We start from the raw sequence: 20,823 nt of genomic DNA on the forward strand, positions 1-20,823 counted from the left end.
CAAACAAATGATGATATTAAAATTATCTATGTTTAATAGTAATATAGATAGCAATTAGTCCGATTCATCCGTTATTGACCAGAATAAATGGCCTGACTTTCTAAGCAAATTTAAACTGAAATCTAAGGGGAACTTCGTTGGAAGTAGAAATGTGGGATGGTGGCTTACAAGAGCAGGAAGTGTTGGCTATCGAGAAAATAAAGGCTGCTTTTTCAGCCAATGTATCTAAGCCTGACAAGCCTGTCCGTGGCGGTTCAATTGGCGAGCAGCTACAAAGCTATGGTTTTACCGGCAATGGAATGTTCCCCTGGAAAGGTTATGCAGGTTTTCGATTTGTTGAGGCAAAAAAAGAGGGTGAATTCGATTTAGTTATTGTCACACACTGCAACGTGATCATTGTTGAACTGAAAGATTGGAACCATCAGCCTGTAACCGCGCGCGGAGATACTTGGTATAAGGGTGACAAGAACATGGGGCGCTCGCCCGTAAGCGTGACCCGTGGCAAAAAATTCATGCTAGACAACAAACTCAAGCGTCTGGCAAACCGTTTTACGAACAAAGGCTATACCCCGTTTGTTCATTTCTTTGTTGTGATGACCGGCAATGCGGACTTCAGCGCGCTGCCGGAGGAACAACTTCACCATACGATCTCGTTAAAAGAATTCCTGAAATTTGCCGATCGGCGGACGTTCAATAACTACTTCAAACCGCACCGAGGTTCCGAAGTTCTTAACAAGGATTTTCCTCTTTTTGATAATCTGTTCCTAGGGCCTCAGACGGCGCCAAAAGCCCTGAGAGTTAATGGCTACGAGGCTAAGGATATGATTTTCGAACACCCTAAAAAGGTGTATCGCGAATACTTGGCAAAATCTGAGATATCAGCGAATAGCGAAGCGCTACTCAGAGTGTGGAATTTTAAGAATATCGCGGGAACAAAAGCGAATACCCCGGAAGGACGAGCTCAGATCGTTTCACGTGAGCGCGAAGTGTTACAGCACATCAATCACCAGAACCGTGACCTGTATAACCACTGTCTCAGGTCTCTGACGAGTTTCCAGAAAGACGAGGTCACGGCCGAGTACAGTGAAGTCTATGAACTTCCGCCGGGCCATGTCCGGTTTAATGAGTTTATCGGAAAATATGGTAAGGCCTTTTCTGATATGGATCGCTTGAACGTGGTGAAACTGCTCATTGCGAAGTTTAGTGATCTCCATGAGATGAAAATAGCGCACAGGGATATAGCCGATCACAGCCTGTGGATTTCACCTTCAAAAGAAGTTGCTCTTTCAAACTTTATTTCGGCTTACCACCGGCCAGCCGGAACGGTCGGTGATTACCGTAAGCTTTTATCCGTAGGTGCAATCGAGGTAAAAGACATGCTTGATGAGGGCGAGCTTACGCCTTTTCAGCAGGATGTTCATGCCCTGGGCCTTGTGGCCTGGCATTTATTAAGCGGTACGCGCATGTCGCCAAAGAGTCTGGAGAAAGTACAGGATAGTATGCTAAACAGCCAACACTGGTATTCATATGTATTACTGGATGCCGTTGCTGCAAAATTTACTTCCGCGACAGAATTTTTTGATGCCCTGAAACAAGCCGAGCCTGCTGGCAAGACTATCCCAACATTTGATGATACTGAGCTTGATCCTTACCGGCATGCTATCAATCACTCTCGTCAGTACCGGGAAGATGGTGACTTTCTGGTCGAAACATCCGACAAGGAAGTCTATATCTCGGGTGGAAGGCTCGTGAAGGCCTGGCTGAACGCGGGGGGGCAGGGAGACGATCCGTCAATTAACTTCCAGGTTCTGAAGTTTTTAAAGCAGGTTGAGCAGCTTTCTTTAGTTAAACCAACGTATCTTCCTGAAATTCGTGAATTCGGTATCGCATCAAAATCATCAAGCCTCTATATGGTCACGGATCAGGTACATGGAGAAACCTGGGATAAAATGCTGGTCCCCGATGATGAAAAAATCGCTCTTATTGGTAAGTTCGTCGCCGCCGTTGAGCATTTACACGGCCTCGGTGTTTCTCACGGGGATATCCATCCTGGCAATGTGATGCTTGTGACACAGAGTCGTTCGCTTTTCCTCATCGATATCCCCGATTTTTCACCATCCGGTGACGAACCTAAAAACCACAGCTACAGCCCTGAATACATCGATAATTGTACTTCCTTTGAACGCGACAACTATGCAGTGATGAAAATGTCCTGCGAGTTGTTAGGTTTGTCATGGGGGCATGAATCAGAGTTTCATCAGACTATTGCGAATGCCATCCGAGCTGAGCTGGAAGACTTGGTTTTTGGGTTTAAGCATTTAGGACGGTTTAAAAAAGCGATAGACAGTAATAACTTAGCATCAGAACAAGCACTTATAGAGATAACAGCAGGAAACGCCGATGAGATAATCTCTGTCCTACCTGATAACGGGCATCTGTATGTGAAAGTTGAGCCAAATCCTAAAGTGCAAGCTGAAGTAAAAGTGACTTTCACAGGGATAGGTGGCAGTTTCACTGCTGTGTTCCACAAAGAGCAGAAAACGCTGATTCATGGATTCAGGCCATGGGCTCGTACATCCATTCGTAAGCAAGATATTGATGAAAGTCAGTTCGAAATTGCTACCGGTATCAGGATTACCCCCGGCAGTCCGCAGGATATGTCGGCGTTGACAGTTTTACTTAATGAAGAAGAATCTTTTGGGCGGGCAATCGAATTGATTGCCGCGTCTGAAGACGTTCAGGAACAGGATCCGCTTACGCTTCAGCTTAAAGATGCCTTTGCAAGACTGGATAAGCAGGCTCTTGAGCCTTCTTTAAAAGAAGTGCTGGAAATCCCGACGGTGAAGCTTTGGCGCGCCATTCTTGATACTGAAACTGAATCCTACCCAAACATTGAAGTCAGCGGAGAGGTGGTCCCGGTTGCAGATGCTCATGGAGAGCTACTTCTCCCTTACTCTACAGACGTTGATCCTCTTGGCGTATTCAGAAATGGTGATGAGGTCGAAGCCTTGCAGGTCGATCAGGAAGGTGTTGAGCGATTTATAGGTGAGGTGTCACTCAAGAAGTCAGAGCTCAAAGAGATCCGTCTGATCAAAGTGCGTTCAGCAGCCTACAGGCTGAAGGATTCTGATACTGTCTTCTTCCGTACAAAGCAGGATCGGGCGTCTTATCAGAAACGTAAACGTGCGCTTGAACGTCTCCTCGATCGAGAAAGTGTACTGCCTGACTTAATTGACCTGTTCGACCCATCCTGCAAACAGGTGGCTCAAAATTATGGTATCACTCTCAGTGATGCAGATTTTGCCAGATACGACCGTGAAGACCAGCACGGAAACAAGATCAGTCTGAATGAGCAGCAAAGAAAGGCGTTTAACAAACTGGTCAATAATGGCCCTCTTTCCCTGCTTCAGGGGCCACCAGGGACCGGTAAAACCGAGTTCATCGCGGCCTTTGTCCACTACCTGATCGAGAAACAGAATACCAAACGCATTTTACTGGTCAGTCAGTCACACGAGGCAGTTAATACAGCGGCTGAGCGTATCAGAAAACACTGTTCCCGGCTTGGTACAGAGTTGGACGTTGTTAGGTTCAGCAACCGAGAAGGGGCCGTTTCCCCTGGTCTGAAAGATGTGTATTCAAACGCAATCACAACGGAGAAGCGCGAACTGTTCAATGCTGAAATTAAGTACCGTGTTGAAGCGTTGAGTGAAGCCATTGGCCTAGAACCGAGATTTATTTCGGGTGTTGTACTTGCTGAACTCAGGTTGTTCAGGCAAATCGATCACCTTGAGAAATTGCTCTACCAAGTGAACGATTTAACGGATTCAAAAGAGATTGGTGAACTGAAAGGTATCGCAGTCGAACTAGATTATTCCATTCGTTCTAGGCTAAGTCATGAATATGGGATTAACCTGGATAAAGACGCGAAAGTCTCTGCAGCAAAAGATATTCTGATTTCCAGACTGTGTACGGAGTATGGGGTCAGACCTGATGAGGCAAGACGTGTAAAGGCGTTAGCTAAAATATCCCGTGATATGCAGGATGCTATGTCGGGAGAGCGAGTGAACTTGGACGAGTTTTATTCGCGGTCCAGGCAGTTAGTGGCTGGCACATGCGTAGGTATTGGACAGGGGCACATTGGCATTCAGGAGAATATCTACGACTGGGTGATCATTGATGAGGCGGCGCGCTCGATTGCAAGCGAGCTGGCCATTGCTATGCAGTCGGCCCGACGCGTCCTTTTGGTGGGTGACCACTTGCAGCTTCCCCCATTGTACTCGGATGCTCACAAGGCGGCATTAGCGAGGAAGCTGGGTATCAATAACTCCCGCACTGAAATTGACGAGGTGTTACGAAGTGACTTTGCCCGTGCCTTCAACTCTGCTTATGGTGCGCAAGCAAGTGCAGCTCTGCTGACCCAGTATCGTATGGCTCCACCGATTGGTGATCTCGTATCGAAGACGTTCTATGACAGGAAGCTTCTGAATGGAGAACGGGCAATTCCGGATGTCTATCGGCAAGCACCAGAAGCGTTATGTAGCGTCGTAACCTGGCTTGATACTGCTAATCTCGGCCATCGGGCACATCATCTTGAAGATCGCGGAACAAGCATTTACAACCGATGTGAAGCTGACGAGATTATTTCGGTTCTTAAACAGGTGTCAGAGAATGAAGAATTTGTCGCTCAGCTTTCAAAGCTCGTTAACAAAGATGAAGCCGCTATTGGCGTGATATGTATGTATGCCGAACAAAAGCGGCTGCTCCGTCAGAAATTCAATCAGGAAATATGGAGCGAGGGATTTAAGGACATTGTTAAAATTGACACTGTTGACAGTTATCAGGGCAAGGAAAACCGGATCATTATCCTTTCACTGACGCGTTCGGATAAGCAGCATAGCCCAGGTTTTTTACGCGCTCCAAACCGTATAAATGTTGCGATGTCACGCGCTATGGATCGACTGTTGATTGTGGGTAATGCCGATATCTGGAAGGGAAATAATAAAGAACTGCCATTAGGCTCCGTTGTAAGTTATATGGCTGAACGAGGTCAGGAAGCTGGATACAGATTCCTCTCCGCTCAGCAGGGAGGCAAAAAGAAATGATATCTGATAACAAAGTAACCTATCACGAGGTTGACTTCCTGCTGCCCGCACAGAGGTTTAACATTCAGTTTTCCTATGTTTCCCAGAAGGGGCTGCCATTCATCCGGGAGTTTGTGCTGAGACTCGTTCATGTAGCCTCGATGAGCAAAACTCAAATAGCAACCTATTTTGGCCTGACCCATCGTGAGACAGAGGAGGCGATTTCTGATCTTGTGCAGCGTGGTGAATTGACGCTCTCCTCTGACGGTAGACTGGCCTTAACCGACAAATCAAATGGCTATTTCTCAGAGGTTGGCGAGATACCGCACCTTGCAACTATCCAAGACAGTGGCGGCACCTTATCCTTTGATTTAGCTACATTTAGCTGCTTCAGCAACCAGACTTTCCAGGACCACTGGAGGGGAGGGTTAACATTAAAGGTTGATGACAGCAACATTTCTCAAAGTGAGAAACTGGTTGAGAAGCACTTTCAGTACCAGTTCAATCAAATCCTTGATAAAGGTTATCTGTCTCACCTGCAGGTTCAGGGCGGAAAAGAACAACCTTCTATCTACACCGTTAATTCTGTTAATAAGCTGCGGCAAATACCGCTCCGTTTAACAACGGAATTTAAAATGGATAACGATGGTAAAGCTGTAGAGCGCGAAGACTATGAACAGTTAAACAGTTCGGAATGTGTTCATGAGTTAATGGCAGTTGAGATAGCCAGATTATCACGGCATAACAATACCATGAGTATTTTTAAGGCCATGGTATCCATTAACGATGATCTTACGCTTAAGCTGTTTGACTCTAAAACAAATCAGCTTAATCCATCATTTATCAAGGATATGCAGGCACTTGAAGAATACTCAGACTCAGGCAGGACGACTTTTTTAGGCCCGGTTTATTCTAAAGACAACTGGGAAACGCTGCAGAAAGCTCTGGCACCGGTGCTCAATCAGCGTATCAGAGACAAAACCGATAATGGCGGTAGCCCGTTCGTTTGGATAGCTCCATCAGATCCATACTGGTCAAAGAGTGCCCGATTTATCTCAAGCCTGAGCGATTTTCTTAACAGGTCGGCTACGAAGGATAAGCGACTGTATAAACCGGTGCTATACGTACCCGTCCAGGATGCAACTGATGTCCGGGTTGCAAGGCAGTGGAAGCATGAACTTGGGCAATTCCACGCGCACGCTAAAGGGCTAGTTGAAGGACTGTTAGATGGTAATGTTGAGATTCTTCATCTTGAGGATGAGTTATCTGCCGTTATCTATCATATTTCTCAACCAGAAACGCTGCCTGTGACTATGCCATTGGGCTTCATTACAACGAACAGAGATGCAGTTAAGATTATTGGTGCGCTTATTACTGAATATGTGAAAAGCACCTCTGCTTTTGATAAGCCTCATGACTGTGGCGCAATTTCCGCAATGGTTTAGAAATTGTTGCAGACTGATTAAAAAGGGCAATTAATTGCCCTTTTGTTGGGTCGAAGATACACCTAAATTTCAGTACTGACTGGCGAAGCGCCGTTATATCTTCTTTACGCCCCCAATTCCGGTCATTTATACCCGCCATAACTTTGCAAATAAAATCATTTAGCAAGGTTGGAAGATACAATGTTTTCATTTCGTTCACAGCAACCACACCTAAGTGAAGCCCCCATCAGGGGCTTTTTTCTTTTAAACATCGCACTCCGAATCTGAAAATGCAGGCGATGGCTCTGAAAAATTCTGTCGGGGCTATCACCTTTTGCAGACAAGTTGCCGACGCGTTTAGTTACTGACGGCAACCGGATCTTCGGCATGAACCTGACTCGAAAAGATGCTACGGGTTGTCTGCGCAATAAATTTCTCAAGATTCAGGGGCTCAGCCTGACGATTAGGTCGGGAGAGGGCGCTGAGATAACTTGAAAAGTAGGTTTTCACCCCCAACTGAACGTCAGGCATGGTTTCGACATACCAGTGGATCCGGTGAGAAAGCGGCGTCAGTCTCGCATCACTTTCCAGAGCATGCGAGAGCTTTCTGAAGCGGGCCGCCTCTTTACCGGAACGGTTATCCGCAGTCTTGAACTCAATCAGCCGCAGCGTGCCGGGGAAGGAAAGCAGGACATCAGCCAGCGCCTTGTCTTCAGGCGTCTGCTGGAGGAGATTGACAGATGCTGGCAACACATGTCCACGAAGTTGAGCCCCGACAGAGACGCCTAATCCGTACAGAAAATTACCAATAACCACGTTCTCATATAATTTCATTGCCTGCTTTCCCTCTACATTTGTCGCGCGGCTCCGCAAGTATATTTATCCATACGCCGCAACGGGCATATTTCTAACCGCTGTTTACCTGTATCCAAAGCGAGTTATCTGCTTCGACTCTGATAGGATGATTGTTTTCGAAGGAGATTTTTACATTACTGCGAGCGCTGGAGCAAATGGGCATTTTGGAAAGAGCGAAGCTTACTGGCACTGTTTTCAAACTCTTTTCTGAAAGCGCTTTCCCGTCAGACAGCATTGATCTTCCGATTGATAAAGTTGTTAACCTGACGGCATGATAATCACCATTTAGGGACTTTGCCTGACGTACAGGCTTATCAAATAGCCTGGCTTCTATCACCATTCTTCACGCCTTGCCGGTGAATCAAACTCCTTTTCTACAAAATTTGCAGGCTTTTTATAAGTAGAAAGTGGTGCAGAACTAAGCGAAATCTCCACTCCTAAAATATTTAAAACTTTGTATAGACGCTCAAAACTAGCTTTTGAAGGGTTTGCCTCAAGGCGAGCATAAGTCTGCTGAGTGACACCCAACCTGGCAGATAATTCTCTTTGAGTTAATCCTTTTGATTTACGAAAACCTATTAAAAGTGGGCGTAACTGGCTAAGAAGTCTAACCGGAAAAACAGTATCCATAAGTAGGTGGCCATGTCGATTACTTTATAATAAGTTCACTCCTTGAAAAACAGCTTGTAAGGTGTTTTATTACTTTACAGCTTATAAGGTGTAAGGATGAACTCGTTGTTTAACAAGTAGTGCTGAAATCTTTAAGGTTGCATCTGGGGCTGGCTGAGCTTATATTTATTAAGGACTAGCATATAGTGGTGCACGCTGTTAATCTCATTGCAATGAGGTTTGTCAGGGTATGAAGGGAGAGGGCGGACTCTGTTTTGCCCTCTCTTTTTCATGATTCTATTTAACTTTAAAGACCTTTTGAAATTCATTGATTTACTGCAATGGTTTTATTAAAAACCCCAATCAATGTATTTATTTTTTCATTTATCTTAATGTGTTTTTTCTCTTGTTCGAGAGAAAGTTTCCTGAATTCATTTTCCCTGCTCGGTACGGCAATTATCAATTCCTCATAAATCTCCTTTGCGCCTAATACTTTTTCCAACTCACTGCTGTATTTTTCAATAAGAGATCTTATTTGAATGTCTACATTGCTATGTTCATAACTGGCAGTGCTTGAAATAAGTTGACAGGGTTTATTTTGGGGTGTCTCAATTAACTCTACGCTATCCTTTACGACATTGAATTCAGATGTGGCTGAGTATAAATATTGATACACACCTAATTTCCTTACTTTATTTAACAATCCTCTTCTAACCAGACTTTGAATTTGGTTATAAGCAAAAGCTTTTGCCTTTAAATAATTTTTCGGAAGTGAAAATCGCTCGATAAGAATTTTCGCTACTTCGTTACTGGTAAAGTTATCTTTGCCAATATAGATGATTGCAGAAAATATGTACGACTCAGGGTTGGTTACTCTACTATTCATATCACTAAAAAAAGGCTATCAACTTAGGATTGCTAAGTATACAACAATGACAGATACTTAGACAATCTAAGCATCCGAGGCCGATGAAGATGATTCAGTGTCAGAAAAAAACCCGATACCAGAACGACTTAAAGAAGCGAGATGCAGGGCGGGGCTATCACAGCGCTCTCTGGGACTACTTATTGGCTTTGATCCCGCATCGGCTAGCAGTCGTATGAATCACTATGAGAAAGGGCGCCATGTCCCCGACATTGATACGCTTCGACGGATGGCGGCAGAGTTAAACGTGCCGTTGAACTACTTTTTTTGTGATGATCAGACAACAGCAGAACTTGCATTACTCATATCTCGGATGACAGAGGAAGAGCGAAGCAACCTGATCGAAGCACTCAAAACGTCTTCAGATGTAAGCCACTCTGACAAAAAATGATGTTATACAAAAGGCTACTGAACTTTTTGAAGGTAACGAAAGTGCAGCATTAAACAGGTGCAATAAACCAAGCAAAGCATTACAGTCAAAAACGCCCTCTGAGATAATGCACTAAGATTAGGTGGCATAAAAAGTCGCCATGCTCATTTTTCGAATAGAGAAAGGCGTTTAATTATGAGTTCGTAGAAAAACATACCGCTATATCAATCATTGTTCCTTTTTCTTTTAATGTAATAACAGGCTTAAGTGCGGATTATAAGAAGGCTTTTTAGTGATGTAACAACCTTCCACTAATTCGAATCAATCTGTTTATGTTTTTCATTTCTCGCCATTCTTCTAACTTGCTCATCTTTACCAATTAGTAACACACTGGTAGATTTCATATTTATCAAATGTCAAAAATAGTGACGGATTATTCATTAATGTCGTTAAGTCATTGATATTTAACACATTATATTAATGCGAACGAGACAAGCAACTCCATCATAATGAGGAATACCTTTATAAATTTATTAATTGTACAACTAGCATTCCGCCGGCAACCAGGAAGCAGTCGGCGAAATACTTCATGTCAGAATTATGATGACTTGTGTAGCTCCCGAATCACATGTTTGGCCAATAGACTTTCCACCGGAATAACCGAATTGATTTTTACCGCTTTGACAATTTCTATTAACGAAAGGGTATTCTGTGCTAATTGGTGTCGCAGTTCGCTGATTTCCGCCTGCAACTGCTGGTTTCTGGCCAGCAAGGCCTGACGGGTTTTGCGGTTGACGTATTGCTGTTTTTCTTTTGGCCGTAGATTCAATGGACCAAGTTGCTGATCAATATAGGCAGCAATTAGGCGCCTTCGCTCAAGGCTGCTCAGCGTGCTTAAACCACCATTAACGATACCTTTTGCCCTGAGCCGAATATGCAAGGCTTTGGCAGAAATAGGTGACTTGTCAAAGCCTTCAACCAGCATTAGTTGTAATTCGTGCTCGATTAATGTGTCTAGTTCCTTGCCGCGCATCAGTCGTTCTCCTTCATCAATTGTTGGTATTCAAGTGCAAAAAGCTGGGCCAGTGTACGGACTTTGCCCTCGGTGATTACTTCACCAGATAGCACATTCTTCGTAGCAACCAGTTGTTGAGTTTTAGCACGATGCTGCCATTGTGCTTGTATTGCCTTGAGTTGCTGTAACCGTTTTTCGATGTCGGCCAGTCTGGTCTGGTAGTCAGGCTGATGTTGTTTAAGTTGCGTTAACTTAGAATATGCTTGCTGTAACGCCTGTTTTTTAGCGATCAGATTGGGTAGCTCATCTATCCGGCCTGTCAGCGTGAAATGTTCACAAAATGCAGCACTTTGGCATTTCAGTCGATAAGGACATCCCCAGAGGTTAACTTCCCGCATACAGGAGCCAAATTTTAGCGGATACAACACGGCATGCCTTGCCACCATAGCAGAGGCTTGCTCTGGTCCTTCTGCGGTGCGGATTTCTTCAAAGGCGGCAGCAACATCTTCAAATAGACCGTCAGCAAATGACGCCTCGATGAATCTGGCTACATCATTCCTATCGTCAAAAGTATGCAGGTTGGCTTTGATGGTATTGTCCATAGCCATGTGTTTCGTGGCCGCCAGTTGGCCGGTCTGTTTGACGATATCCAGTGGCGTAGCAACGGAGGACGAATAGGGTGTGGCAGTTAGTGCTGTCGATATCGGCTGCAAGGGCATCAACGAGGCTGCTTTTCGCCGTCCTGCAGTTGCCAGATGTTGATAGTGCTGATTCTGCGTGATGTCCACTCGCCCCATCAGCATTGCCTGTAAGTGGTCAGAGATTTCCGCAATAGCAAGAAAGGTATTGATGTTGTGCCGGGGAATGTGGGTACGCATCCTTGTGGAGGTACCATCCTCCTCCAGTAATTGATATTTGCTGAATACTGATCCATCAGGCTCAACGTTGCCTAAAAATTTATTCATAAGTGTGTTAGTGAAGGGTATCGGTGTAGCTAGCAAAGCCAGTGTGCGCTTTAATGCCAGCGAACCCTTCTCGTGTAGAAATAGCAGGTCCTCGTAGTTAACTTGGTAGCGTTTGCCATTTTCCATCCAGGCGTGTGTACAGGGTTCGTTGGCATTCGTCAGGCCAAATTCGGTCTTGATGTAATGATTGAGATCAGTCTTGGAATAATAGATAGATTTGCTGTTTTTCGGCCCTGGTATTTCTTGAACGGGCAGCACACCTCTTTTGCTAAGGGCTTTGGATGTTTTGTCCCGTTGTCCTGCCCGGCCCCGAAAACTTGAGGTAGTTTGGGTGATGTACTTCACCACATCATCCAGTTCAACTCGTTCACCCGGCATGTTGCTGATGGCCTGTGGCAGGTAATCAGCAAAAGATTTTGCCCGTAGATAGGTAAGATGGCTGCGTATTGGTGCGGTCAACATTTTAACGGTACTGAATATACTCTCGACCAGCGGTACTGCCAGCGGTTCTACCCAATGCGTTCGCTCCCCAGCACCTTTGACACCAACATAACGGATACCAAGAAAATAATCGGGTAATCCCTTGTCCTGAAACCGTTTGCAGAGTGCCGGATCATCAATCTGGCGTTTAAACAGGGCATCCTGTCTGAGATTAAACGCTTCAATGGAGCGAAAGCCGGTAATAACCAATAACAACAGGCAATTTAACGCGATTTTCTCAGCATCACTTTCCACCCGCTGGATTAATGCAACTATGTTCAGAAATCCGCGAATGGTAATCAACGCATCTTCACCATCGGTAGTGGTATCAGACAGCTTGGTCTGCTGTTTCAGCGCCATGGTTTCCCGGGCTTTACGAGTGAGGTTTGTTTGATTGGTATATTGCCCATCGGATACATATTGCAATGTCACCAGTGTGAATGACTGGTGATTAACCAGTTTTTGCAGACTGACACAGCGTCCTTTGTAATTGGCGGTATTGGGGTCCCCTAGAGATGAAGCCGCGCTGAGGTTATCCATCGATCGTTGAATTACCCCTGTGGTTAGATACACTGGGTGGGTTTGCCCGGTCACCTCAAATAGTGAGTGGTACCAGCGCTTTAAAATCATGAGTGTTGCCACAGCCACCGCTGGGGATATACTACGATTTCGCCTCCGATACACCAGTACCAGCAGGGCTTTCATAAACCGGGCATAGTCCTCTGCCACGGCATGACGCCCCTCAATACCTTTGGTACGGCCAATTTCATCAAAGCGTAATTTATTTTTGCCATTGCCACGTAACCAACCACTTCCATTGCTGCCGCAGACCCAGACAGGATCATCCCATGACTGCTCGAAGTCTGCTGCCAGATGCTGTTCAAACCAGCTTTGCTGCTCGGTGATAAATGCGTAAAACTGCGCAAAATGTTTTTTCATCGCACACCGCCTTTTTCCTGATGAAAGCGGCAACGAGCAATCACGGATTGAATTTCAAATTGTGTGGTTTCATGGACGGAAATAAGTGGATTGCGGGCGTTACCAACACTGTCTGAAATGGAAATCAATTCATCGACTTCTTTTACTACACTCTCCAGCACCGCATGATGGTCACCATCAGAAAAGGGGCGGAAATACAGGCAACCGTAGCAGCAGCGTACTTCACTGAACGGGCATTTGCCATCATCTCTGGAGCAACCGCCAATCCCATCATGCAACTGATCACCGATTATGCCGACCACTCGCTGGTCTTGCCATTTCGTTGAAGAGGTCATTTCACCAGTCAACATCATAGCCACCATGTTTTGCCATACCGGATTGATACCCAATGCTTTGGCTCGAATCAGTGCCAGTGCAGGCGTCGCCAGAATGTAATACTTGGCAACAGTAAGGGAGCTATGTCCCAGAATATGCGCAATTTCCTCGGCGCTAACCCCTTGCATAGCCAGTGAATGCCCCACGTTGTGACGCAAGTCGGTCGGGGTAATGGTTGGCAAAGCCGCTTCGCCACGTGCTACGGCTGCCTGATAATCTGGCGGACTGAAACAGAGGATGGCCTTATTAATCGCCCTGGACACATTAAACGGTGCAGAGTGACTAAATTCAAATAGCTTGCCATCAGGTTTTAGTTGCGCTTGCTCGATATAGTGCCTAATCAACGCGCCAATTTCAGCTGGAATCGCCAAAAACAGACGTTCAGTCGTTAAGTGCCGCTGTTTGGCGTAAGGAAGGAGTAAGCTATATCGTATTAACCCGGTTTCGGAGTTTCGGGTATCAATACGTAAATCTTTTACCGCCAGCTTGGCCAGTTGTACCGGTCGGGCACCGGTGACATACGTCAGTCCCAGAATTACTGCATCTCGCATGGTGTTTAGACTGTAGTTTTCGCCAGACCGAATCGCCATAGCCATTTCAAACAAGCCTTTACTGATCATGTTTTTTTCGAGGGGATCCAGAACATGATCAATTTCCTGATAGATTCCCCAGTCATGGGAGTGCGGGCGAGGGATGAATTCGAGGTCTTCATAATCTTCGAAGGTAAAACCAGGGAATGCTTCGGTACAGAGGATTTTTAGGCCGAAAATAATAAAGTAGAAATATTGAGGTTTAATTTCCTGAGTTTCGAGGTAATCTTTCAACACCGCAAAAGTGAAAGAAGATTTGATTATACAATGATCAGTTGCCAAAGACCACGCATGGAGTACCTCAGGAACCTGAGCTGGACATTTGGCAGATGCATAATGGAAGCAAATATATTTGATTAATTGGTTGCTGATTTTATCCTGACGAAAGTGGGCATAGCGGCGGCTCCCTGAATAATCGAATACCCAACTATCACTTGTTGAGATGATATATTTGTCATCAAAATGATCTGCCGATTTAAGATAAATACTAACTGGTATATTAACTTTTAAAATACTCTCAACAAATACAGGTGTATAAATATTGCTGTTCGGCGCATTTAACTGTTTATTGATTCTACTCATATGCACTCCATTCATCGCATACATGGGAAAATGTTGATTTCAGGGCCTCGTTATCAATCACAATTCGCTGAAGATTAGCCGTATTAGCCTGCTGAGATAGAAATCTTTTAGCGTAAAGATCAGGCATATGGCTATTGTGACTCCAACCGCCAAGTAGCCGTAGTTCATCCTTGGCTTCATCCATCAATCCAACGATAGAAAAGTCTATGGCTGCCAGGTGTAAGTTGGCCTTAATTTTTTGAAGTTTTTCACGATAAATACGTTGTAGTGTTAAATAAGCCCAAGTATGCCGCGTTATATGAGGCGAGATGCTTTCAATGGCATCATAATATTCATCTTTTTTGTATTCAGGATACTGCACAGTCATGATGTCATCAATACGGGTAAAGATATCATAAACTGCATGGTATGACAGTGGCGGATGTAGTCTTTGGGTGGAAGTGAACAGAAAACTATGGGAGGCTTGAGGGCGGATTTTATGGATATATATATTTAGAAAATGAAAGTCCAGTTTATCTAATGCCAGCACCCGGTTTGCATAGACATTTTTTAATGAAGGCAATCTTTTTCGCTGATCCGAAACGTCGTCATCTACTGTGGTCACAATCAGGCTGAACTGATCCCCTCGGAGATTTGGTTTAATCGAATGACACTCCAAAAGCAGTAATTCACTGACACGCAATCCATAATTTAAAAGCAATCTGCAAATCAGAAAATTACGTAGCTGGATTTCACCAGTAGGGAAGGGATTAAGTGGGTTTTTCTTTGAAATTGAATCGGGTGTAATGATTTGGTAAAAACCCATGACCATCTCAGCAGTCAGACTTCGAAAGCGCTTATGGGTCGTGCCATTTTTCATCTGACGAGAATGGTTAAGAGTACGGAATTCTGCTTTATGTATTGATAACCGACCCGTTAACTGCGTGGCAAGTCGTGTGAGCTCTTTAGGCGAGCCATCTATGTATCTCGGCGAGATATACGTGTTAATCAAATATCTGATAAAACGAATAATCGAATGTACATATCTGATATTTGTACGACGTTGAGGCATGGTCTGCGTAGTAGACCTTATAGTTAACGCTGGTACATAGAAATGCGTATTTTCCAGATAATGAAAAAAGGCTGTAAGTTCATCAATGGCAATAAATGGATTGTGGTTCGAGGAATAAAAACTGAAGCAAAAAGTCACGCCATGTTTCTGGTGCCAGAATTCATAGAAAAACTTGAGCGCTTGAAGTGAAGCTGATTGCGTGGCTGATGAACGCAAAGCAAGATGGTCTATAAGATATAATAACGGATATAAAAGCGGCTGGCGCGTGTGAGTATCCATCAATGCCCATAAACGCTGCCGTTGGTTGATATTGAGTTGTGTGAGTATGAACATGTGGCATTAAACCTCATACATAGTATGGTTATGAATAAAGTAACCGACAAACATAACGTCCTGCAAGAAGAAGATAGGGGGATAGGTAAGTGTATGATTAATAGCATTCTCTGAGCGGTTATGAACTAAATGAACGACGGACTAAATTTAACATAATATACATTATGCGCACTTAGATTGAATACGAGTAAATCCAGCCAGTTCAGACCCTTCCTTGTTCTGCTCATTCCGCGCATCATGTCCCTCTGTTCTGTGCCATCAACGTTCATAACTGTCGTTACGGTCTTGCGTGATCTCCACGGCAGTCACCTGTACATCCTTAAAGCGCAGCTCATCCACACCAGAAATTTTCCCGAACTCTGACGCGTCAATCAAAATCCCCTCCAGCGTTAACCCGACCACAGGACGCTCCGGATATCCCTCGATGAAAAATGCCCGCGAAAAGCATTTGCTGTCTGATCGACGCGCCGTCATATTTTTAATCGTCAGTCCGCTGACCGCAGTAAGACCGGCTTCGCCCTCAACACCTTCAGCCAGTTTGCGCCAGTGTTCTGGTTTATCAGATAAATTGCTCTGGTCGCCATAGCTATACTGCGGAAACCAGTTCAGTTGGATCAGCACCGGAAAACGCACGTCCGTAAGCCGTAGATTTTGTACGGTGATATCACGGATAAATCCGCCCCGGTTGCGAGCAGATTTAATGCGAAACCCGACGCCCGTTCCGTTAAACGCGTTATCTTCTATCAGGACGCGTTCAATGCCACCTGAAGTTTCACTCCCCAGTGTGATCCCGGATCCCTTATTCAGCGTACATCCTCGAATCACTATATCCCGCGCGGGACGTGCATTTTGCGCCGCTTCGCGTCCTCGTCCTGATTTGATGCAGATATTGTCGTCATTGCAGGACACAATGCAGCGTTCAATCCGCACCTGTTCGCAGGAGTCGACGTCAATCCCGTCGGTGCTCGGCCCCGCAGAATTGCTGATTTGCACGCCCTCAACCGCGATATGGCGCGAATAACAGAGGTGCATGTTCCAGAATCCGGACTCCCGACTGGTAAAATCACGCAGCAGAATGCTCTGGCTTTCAAAGACCAGAATATTGCGCGGGCGCTGACAGTCATAATCAACAACCCAGCGCAATCCTCTTGCGCTGTAATCGCCAACCATGCCGCTGCGCTCGTCATCGCCCCAGTAGCGTTGCCACCAAATTGCACCCTGCCCGTCTATCGTGCCTGTACCGGTAATGCTGACGTTTTCACAATCGATGATATTAATAATGCCTGCCGGCCAGCGCATATCAATGCCGGCCACCCGGGTATTTATCAGGGGATAATCAGCCAGATCCTGGCTTCCAACGAGCTGTGCGCCAGCGTCCAGGCGAAGTGAAACACCGCTTTTCAGAAACAACGCGCCGGTCAGAAAACGGCCTTGCGGAATAACGATGACATCGTTCTGTTGAGCACTATTTTTGGCCTGCTGAATGGCGGACGTTGCCAGGCGTTGAGCGGTTGGGTCCGCGCCATACGCCAGAATGGAGATCGCTTTCATGGCTTTTCCTTAAACAGATGAAAGCCTTAGTCTAGGAATCCGCGTGATGGATAACCTTTGTCTGTTTGACAACCACGCAGGCAGGCTGGCAAAAATGCGGATATTTACTGGCTGGCGATCACCGCAACGCCCTTTTCTTTCATAGCGTTGACCCAGCGTTCATCCGTTGTGTTTTCAACAACGAGCGTATTCACCTGCGACAAATCGCCAATCACAAACGCCGAGGCCGTGTTGATCTTTTCCGGTGAGGCCAATACCACCGTTTCCGCCGCTCTGCCGGAAAATGCACGTTTGATGCATGCTTCTTCATAATCTCCGGTGGTCAGCCCGGCCTCAGGATGCACGCCGGTGACACCCATGAAAAACAGATCCGCATGAATATTGTTGATGCCTTCAATAGCGGCCGCGCCGACCGTGACGATGGAGTGTTTATACAAACGACCGCCAATCAGGATCACCTCTATGCACGGATGGTTGACCAGCCCCAATGCAATACCCGGGCTGTGCGTCACCACGGTTACCCGCAAATCTGGCGGCAAGAAGGTAATAAGTTCTGAGGTGGTCGTCCCGCCATCAATGATCACTACCTGCCCCGGTGAAATGAGCTGCGCGCCCCGACGTGCCACGCGTTTTTTTGCATCCATTTTAACGGACTGACGCTCGGCAAAAGGCGCAATCGCTGAAGATGCCGGAAGCGCGCCGCCGTGGACACGCTGCAAACGCCCTTCTGCCGCCAGTTCACGTAGATCCCGGCGGATAGTGTCCTCAGACACCGAGAAAAAGAGGCTGAGCGCAGTTGACTGGACCTGGCCTTCCGCCTCCAGCTTTTCCAGAATCAACTGTTTACGCTGACTTGTGAGCATGAATGATTCCTGATGTTGCACGATAATTATTGTAATTACACGAAAATGCTGTTTATGATGCATACTCTACGAGAGGAGAGCCAAACGTGCAATCAAAACGTGCAGATATACGCATCATCAACAGCGAAACGTTGTCCGACAACTGGTATAACCTGAAAAAATACACTTTTGACCTCCAGCGCAGCGATGGTGACTGGCAGCGGCAAGAGCGTGAAGTGTATGACCGCGGGAATGGCGCGACGATCCTGCTCTATAATCGCGACAGCAAAACAGTCATTCTTACACGTCAGTTTCGTTTCCCTGTGTTTATCAATGTTCACGAAGAGGATCTCATTGAGGCGGCTGCCGGGTTGCTCGATAACCTTGACCCGGAAAGCCGGATTAAGGCCGAAGCGGAAGAGGAAACCGGGTATAAGGTGACGCGCGTAGAGAAAATTTTTGAGGCCTATATGAGCCCGGGCTCCGTTACCGAAAAACTCTACTTCTATCTGGCGGAATATCACCCGCAGGATCGGACCAGCGCGGGCGGCGGCGTTAAAGCAGAGGGGGAAGATATCGACGTGCTGGAAATGACGCTGGACGACGCGCTTCGTGGCATCGAGAATGGCCAGATCGTCGACGGTAAAACCATCATGCTGCTTTATCACGTGGCCCTGAAAGGCATTTTATAATATCACGTTTATCCGGATACCTGCCCCTGCGCAGGTATTTGCCTGTGCTATTCTTGCTGAACACCTCAACATGGAGATGCGAAAATGGCCGACTGGGATCCCTCTCTTTATCTACAGTACAGCGCAGAACGCACACGTCCCGCCGCTGAGTTACTCGCCCGGGTGCCGCTTGCTGACATAACCTCTGCCGTGGATTTGGGCTGCGGGCCAGGCAACAGCACCGCGCTGCTGAAACAGCGCTGGCCTTCAGCGCAGATCGCCGGCGTGGATAACTCCCCGGCCATGCTGGAGGAAGCCCGACAGGCCCTGCCAGACTGCTACTTTATTGAGGCGGATATCCGTCACTACAAACCTGACCAGCCTCTCAGCCTGATCTTCGCCAACGCCTCACTGCAATGGATCCCGGACCATTACCACCTTCTGCCACACCTGGTTTCACTGCTCCAGTTAAACGGCGTGCTGGCGGTGCAAATGCCTGACAACTGGCTTGAGCCGACGCACGCCCTGATGCGTGAAGTTGCCTGGGAACAGGGCTACCCCGATCGTGGCCGCGAGCCATTGCCGGGTATCCATGCCTACTACGATATTCTGACGGAAGCGGGATGTGACGTGGATATCTGGCGCACCATCTACTTCCATCAGATGAGCTCTCATCAGGCGATTATTGACTGGGTCAGCGCGACGGGGTTACGGCCGTGGTTACAGGAACTCAACGAAAGCGAGCAGAAAAACTATCTGAAACGCTACCTTGAGCTGCTGGAAGAGCAGTATCCGCTCCAGGAGAACGGGCAGATACTGCTGGCTTTTCCGCGCCTGTTTATGGTGGCTCAGCGGGTTCCGTAAGCCGGATCAGGAACGCGCTTCCTTGAGCAACTGCTGAATCACGGCCTCCTGCTTGTCGTAGTTACCTTCGCCAAACGCGCTGTAACGCAGTTGCCCTTTCGCATCGAAATAGTAATGCGCTGGCCAGTACTGATTTCCGAACGCGCTCCAGATTTTGTAGTTATTATCCGTCACTACGCGGTACGGCAGCTGCCATTTATTGACCGCGTTTTTCACCGATGATAACGGCTTTTCCCAGGGGTATTCCGGGGTGTGGACGCCAATCACCACCAGACCTTGTGACTCATATTTCTTCGCCCAGTCACGCACGTGCGGAAGGGTATGCTGGCAGTTGATACAGTCCCAGGTCCAGAAATCGATAAGAACAACTCTCCCCCGCAAGGCCTCAGACGTGACAGGGTCACCGTTTACCCAACCCGTACCGCCGCTCAATGACGGTAGCTGGCTGCTCGGCATTGCGTCAGCGATCGGTCGCAGTTTCACCTGCGTGGAGGTTGGTTGCGCAAGGCTCAAGAGAGCGTTTTCCAGCTGGTCGGTAATACCGCTGGCGCCTTTCAGGACCGACGTCATTCCTGAGGCGTTGAAAGCCACGGCGGCTAACATCATCACCCCTGCGCCCTGACGCAGACGCTCCATCAATGCGGATTTGGCTCTCAGAGGGGTTATCAGCTTACGGCCCCCCGCGACAAGCAGCCCCAGCATCAACGCGCACCCACTGCCGTAAGCGGCTAACAGCGCTCCGGTTGCGATGGCCGAGTGGCCAGTAATGTTAATGCCGAAGATCGCCCCGAGAATCGGTCCTGCACAGGGGGACCACAGAAGTCCAACGGCCAGCCCTGCCAGAAAAGCCGAAAACATGCCGTGTCGCTGAACGCTGTGGGTGTTAAGAACGTTCCCAGCGCTGACCGCCGGGCTGGCAATGCGCTGAGCGAACTGCGGGAAGATCAGGGCCAGGGCGGCAATGCTCAGTACCAGCAGCGCAATCCAGCGACCGATAACGGTGGCGTCAGCGATCCAGTCACTGGCAACCGTTACTACCATCGCCACAAACGTGAACATCACTATCATTCCCGCCAGAAGCGCCAGAATGTGTTTGCGCTGCCCCTGAAAGCCGGCGAACAGCAGAGGAATAACGGGAAGCGTGCACGGACTGAGCAGGCTAATCATGCCGCCTAAAAAAGCGATTATCAGAAACATAACGACCTCACGATACAGTTGCTGCGAAGGTGCAGTGAGGTCATTTCACCCTGCGAATGTGTTCAGGCCGTGTGCAAAAAACTGAATTTTGTCTGCCTGTGTAT

The 20,823-nt window shown here is 47.0% G+C and carries 16 protein-coding genes; 5 read left to right on the forward strand and 11 right to left on the reverse strand.

Annotated elements, in window-relative coordinates; genetic code table 11:
* The first annotated feature begins 149 nt into the window (after positions 1-149).
* Together ACOTZP_RS01695 and ACOTZP_RS01700 are read left to right on the forward strand one after the other, a co-directional pair.
* Positions 150-5,102: an AAA domain-containing protein gene (locus ACOTZP_RS01695; RefSeq protein ID WP_151884427.1), complete on the forward strand. Its 4,953-nt coding sequence runs from the start codon at positions 150-152 to the stop codon at positions 5,100-5,102.
* Entirely contained in the window at positions 5,099-6,526 is a 1,428-nt protein-coding gene (locus ACOTZP_RS01700; protein ID WP_045902976.1) for a hypothetical protein, read from the forward strand. The genes ACOTZP_RS01695 and ACOTZP_RS01700 overlap by 4 nt, the downstream gene beginning before the upstream one ends.
* A 336-nt stretch (positions 6,527-6,862) precedes the next feature.
* On the opposite strand, the gene ACOTZP_RS01705 is transcribed toward ACOTZP_RS01700, so the two are convergent.
* The 4 genes from ACOTZP_RS01705 to ACOTZP_RS01720 all read right to left on the reverse strand — a co-directional run bounded on the left by ACOTZP_RS01705 (position 6,863) and on the right by ACOTZP_RS01720 (position 8,855).
* Positions 6,863-7,339: a hypothetical protein gene (locus ACOTZP_RS01705; RefSeq protein WP_421633592.1), complete on the reverse strand. Its 477-nt coding sequence runs from the start codon at positions 7,337-7,339 to the stop codon at positions 6,863-6,865.
* Positions 7,340-7,412: 73 nt separating this feature from the next.
* The gene (locus ACOTZP_RS01710) at positions 7,413-7,700 is read right to left on the reverse strand and encodes a hypothetical protein (RefSeq protein ID WP_139157773.1); all 288 of its coding nucleotides are present in this window, start codon (positions 7,698-7,700) and stop codon (positions 7,413-7,415) included.
* Complete coding sequence (locus ACOTZP_RS01715; protein WP_032144004.1) at positions 7,694-7,990, reverse strand: helix-turn-helix domain-containing protein; 297 nt, start codon at positions 7,988-7,990, stop codon at positions 7,694-7,696. Before ACOTZP_RS01715 ends, ACOTZP_RS01710 begins: the two co-directional genes overlap by 7 nt.
* A 304-nt stretch (positions 7,991-8,294) precedes the next feature.
* A complete protein-coding gene (locus ACOTZP_RS01720) occupies positions 8,295-8,855 on the reverse strand; it encodes a hypothetical protein (RefSeq protein WP_174576273.1) in 561 nt (186 codons plus the stop codon).
* A 97-nt stretch (positions 8,856-8,952) separates the two neighbouring features.
* Here ACOTZP_RS01720 and ACOTZP_RS01725 point away from each other — a divergent pair, with 97 nt between their 5' ends.
* Entirely contained in the window at positions 8,953-9,285 is a 333-nt protein-coding gene (locus tag ACOTZP_RS01725) for a helix-turn-helix domain-containing protein (protein WP_071882729.1), read from the forward strand.
* Positions 9,286-9,862: 577 nt separating this feature from the next.
* Here ACOTZP_RS01725 and ACOTZP_RS01730 read toward each other — a convergent pair.
* From ACOTZP_RS01730 to ACOTZP_RS01755, 6 genes are all read right to left on the reverse strand, one after another.
* Entirely contained in the window at positions 9,863-10,297 is a 435-nt protein-coding gene (locus ACOTZP_RS01730) for a hypothetical protein (RefSeq protein ID WP_080320289.1), read from the reverse strand.
* Entirely contained in the window at positions 10,297-12,663 is a 2,367-nt protein-coding gene (locus ACOTZP_RS01735) for a hypothetical protein (protein WP_121909752.1), read from the reverse strand. Before ACOTZP_RS01735 ends, ACOTZP_RS01730 begins: the two co-directional genes overlap by 1 nt.
* Complete coding sequence (locus tag ACOTZP_RS01740; protein WP_151884366.1) at positions 12,660-14,210, reverse strand: site-specific integrase; 1,551 nt, start codon at positions 14,208-14,210, stop codon at positions 12,660-12,662. The genes ACOTZP_RS01735 and ACOTZP_RS01740 overlap by 4 nt, the downstream gene beginning before the upstream one ends.
* Positions 14,203-15,594 (reverse strand): site-specific integrase, encoded by a 1,392-nt coding sequence (locus tag ACOTZP_RS01745; RefSeq protein WP_174562053.1) that lies wholly within the window; start codon positions 15,592-15,594, stop codon positions 14,203-14,205. The genes ACOTZP_RS01740 and ACOTZP_RS01745 overlap by 8 nt, the downstream gene beginning before the upstream one ends.
* 258 nt (positions 15,595-15,852) lie before the next feature.
* Positions 15,853-17,145: a glycoside hydrolase family 28 protein gene (locus tag ACOTZP_RS01750; protein WP_271074740.1), complete on the reverse strand. Its 1,293-nt coding sequence runs from the start codon at positions 17,143-17,145 to the stop codon at positions 15,853-15,855.
* A gap of 104 nt (positions 17,146-17,249) precedes the next feature.
* Entirely contained in the window at positions 17,250-18,008 is a 759-nt protein-coding gene (locus ACOTZP_RS01755) for a DeoR/GlpR family DNA-binding transcription regulator (protein ID WP_023306208.1), read from the reverse strand.
* Between the two features lie 86 nt (positions 18,009-18,094).
* On the opposite strand from ACOTZP_RS01755, the gene ACOTZP_RS01760 reads away from it, so the two are divergent.
* Both ACOTZP_RS01760 and tam read left to right on the forward strand, forming a co-directional pair.
* Positions 18,095-18,679: a GDP-mannose pyrophosphatase gene (locus ACOTZP_RS01760; RefSeq protein WP_271074741.1), complete on the forward strand. Its 585-nt coding sequence runs from the start codon at positions 18,095-18,097 to the stop codon at positions 18,677-18,679.
* Between the two features lie 84 nt (positions 18,680-18,763).
* Entirely contained in the window at positions 18,764-19,522 is a 759-nt protein-coding gene (tam, locus tag ACOTZP_RS01765) for a trans-aconitate 2-methyltransferase (protein ID WP_154850505.1), read from the forward strand.
* 6 nt (positions 19,523-19,528) lie between these two features.
* Here tam and ACOTZP_RS01770 read toward each other — a convergent pair whose 3' ends face one another.
* A complete protein-coding gene (locus ACOTZP_RS01770) occupies positions 19,529-20,719 on the reverse strand; it encodes a cytochrome c biogenesis protein/redoxin (RefSeq protein ID WP_271074742.1) in 1,191 nt (396 codons plus the stop codon).
* Positions 20,720-20,823 lie beyond the last annotated feature (104 nt).

Origin of the sequence: Enterobacter cloacae complex sp. SYL001, from assembly GCF_049237025.1 — a bacterium.
GTDB classification, from domain to species: domain Bacteria; phylum Pseudomonadota; class Gammaproteobacteria; order Enterobacterales; family Enterobacteriaceae; genus Enterobacter; species Enterobacter intestinihominis.

Excerpts from the sequence above, each read along its gene's own strand:
- ACOTZP_RS01695 (WP_151884427.1), top strand. The coding sequence starts at position 150 with ATGTGGGATGGTGGCTTACAAGAGCAGGAAGTGTTGGCTATCGAGAAA.
- ACOTZP_RS01700 (WP_045902976.1), top strand. The coding sequence starts at position 5,099 with ATGATATCTGATAACAAAGTAACCTATCACGAGGTTGACTTCCTGCTG.
- ACOTZP_RS01705 (WP_421633592.1), bottom strand. The coding sequence starts at position 7,339 with ATGAAATTATATGAGAACGTGGTTATTGGTAATTTTCTGTACGGATTA.
- ACOTZP_RS01710 (WP_139157773.1), bottom strand. The coding sequence starts at position 7,700 with ATGGTGATAGAAGCCAGGCTATTTGATAAGCCTGTACGTCAGGCAAAG.
- ACOTZP_RS01715 (WP_032144004.1), bottom strand. The coding sequence starts at position 7,990 with ATGGATACTGTTTTTCCGGTTAGACTTCTTAGCCAGTTACGCCCACTT.
- ACOTZP_RS01720 (WP_174576273.1), bottom strand. The coding sequence starts at position 8,855 with ATGAATAGTAGAGTAACCAACCCTGAGTCGTACATATTTTCTGCAATC.
- ACOTZP_RS01730 (WP_080320289.1), bottom strand. The coding sequence starts at position 10,297 with ATGCGCGGCAAGGAACTAGACACATTAATCGAGCACGAATTACAACTA.
- ACOTZP_RS01735 (WP_121909752.1), bottom strand. The coding sequence starts at position 12,663 with ATGAAAAAACATTTTGCGCAGTTTTACGCATTTATCACCGAGCAGCAA.
- ACOTZP_RS01740 (WP_151884366.1), bottom strand. The coding sequence starts at position 14,210 with ATGAGTAGAATCAATAAACAGTTAAATGCGCCGAACAGCAATATTTAT.
- ACOTZP_RS01745 (WP_174562053.1), bottom strand. The coding sequence starts at position 15,594 with ATGTTCATACTCACACAACTCAATATCAACCAACGGCAGCGTTTATGG.
- ACOTZP_RS01750 (WP_271074740.1), bottom strand. The coding sequence starts at position 17,145 with ATGAAAGCGATCTCCATTCTGGCGTATGGCGCGGACCCAACCGCTCAA.
- ACOTZP_RS01755 (WP_023306208.1), bottom strand. The coding sequence starts at position 18,008 with ATGCTCACAAGTCAGCGTAAACAGTTGATTCTGGAAAAGCTGGAGGCG.
- tam (WP_154850505.1), top strand. The coding sequence starts at position 18,764 with ATGGCCGACTGGGATCCCTCTCTTTATCTACAGTACAGCGCAGAACGC.
- ACOTZP_RS01770 (WP_271074742.1), bottom strand. The coding sequence starts at position 20,719 with ATGTTTCTGATAATCGCTTTTTTAGGCGGCATGATTAGCCTGCTCAGT.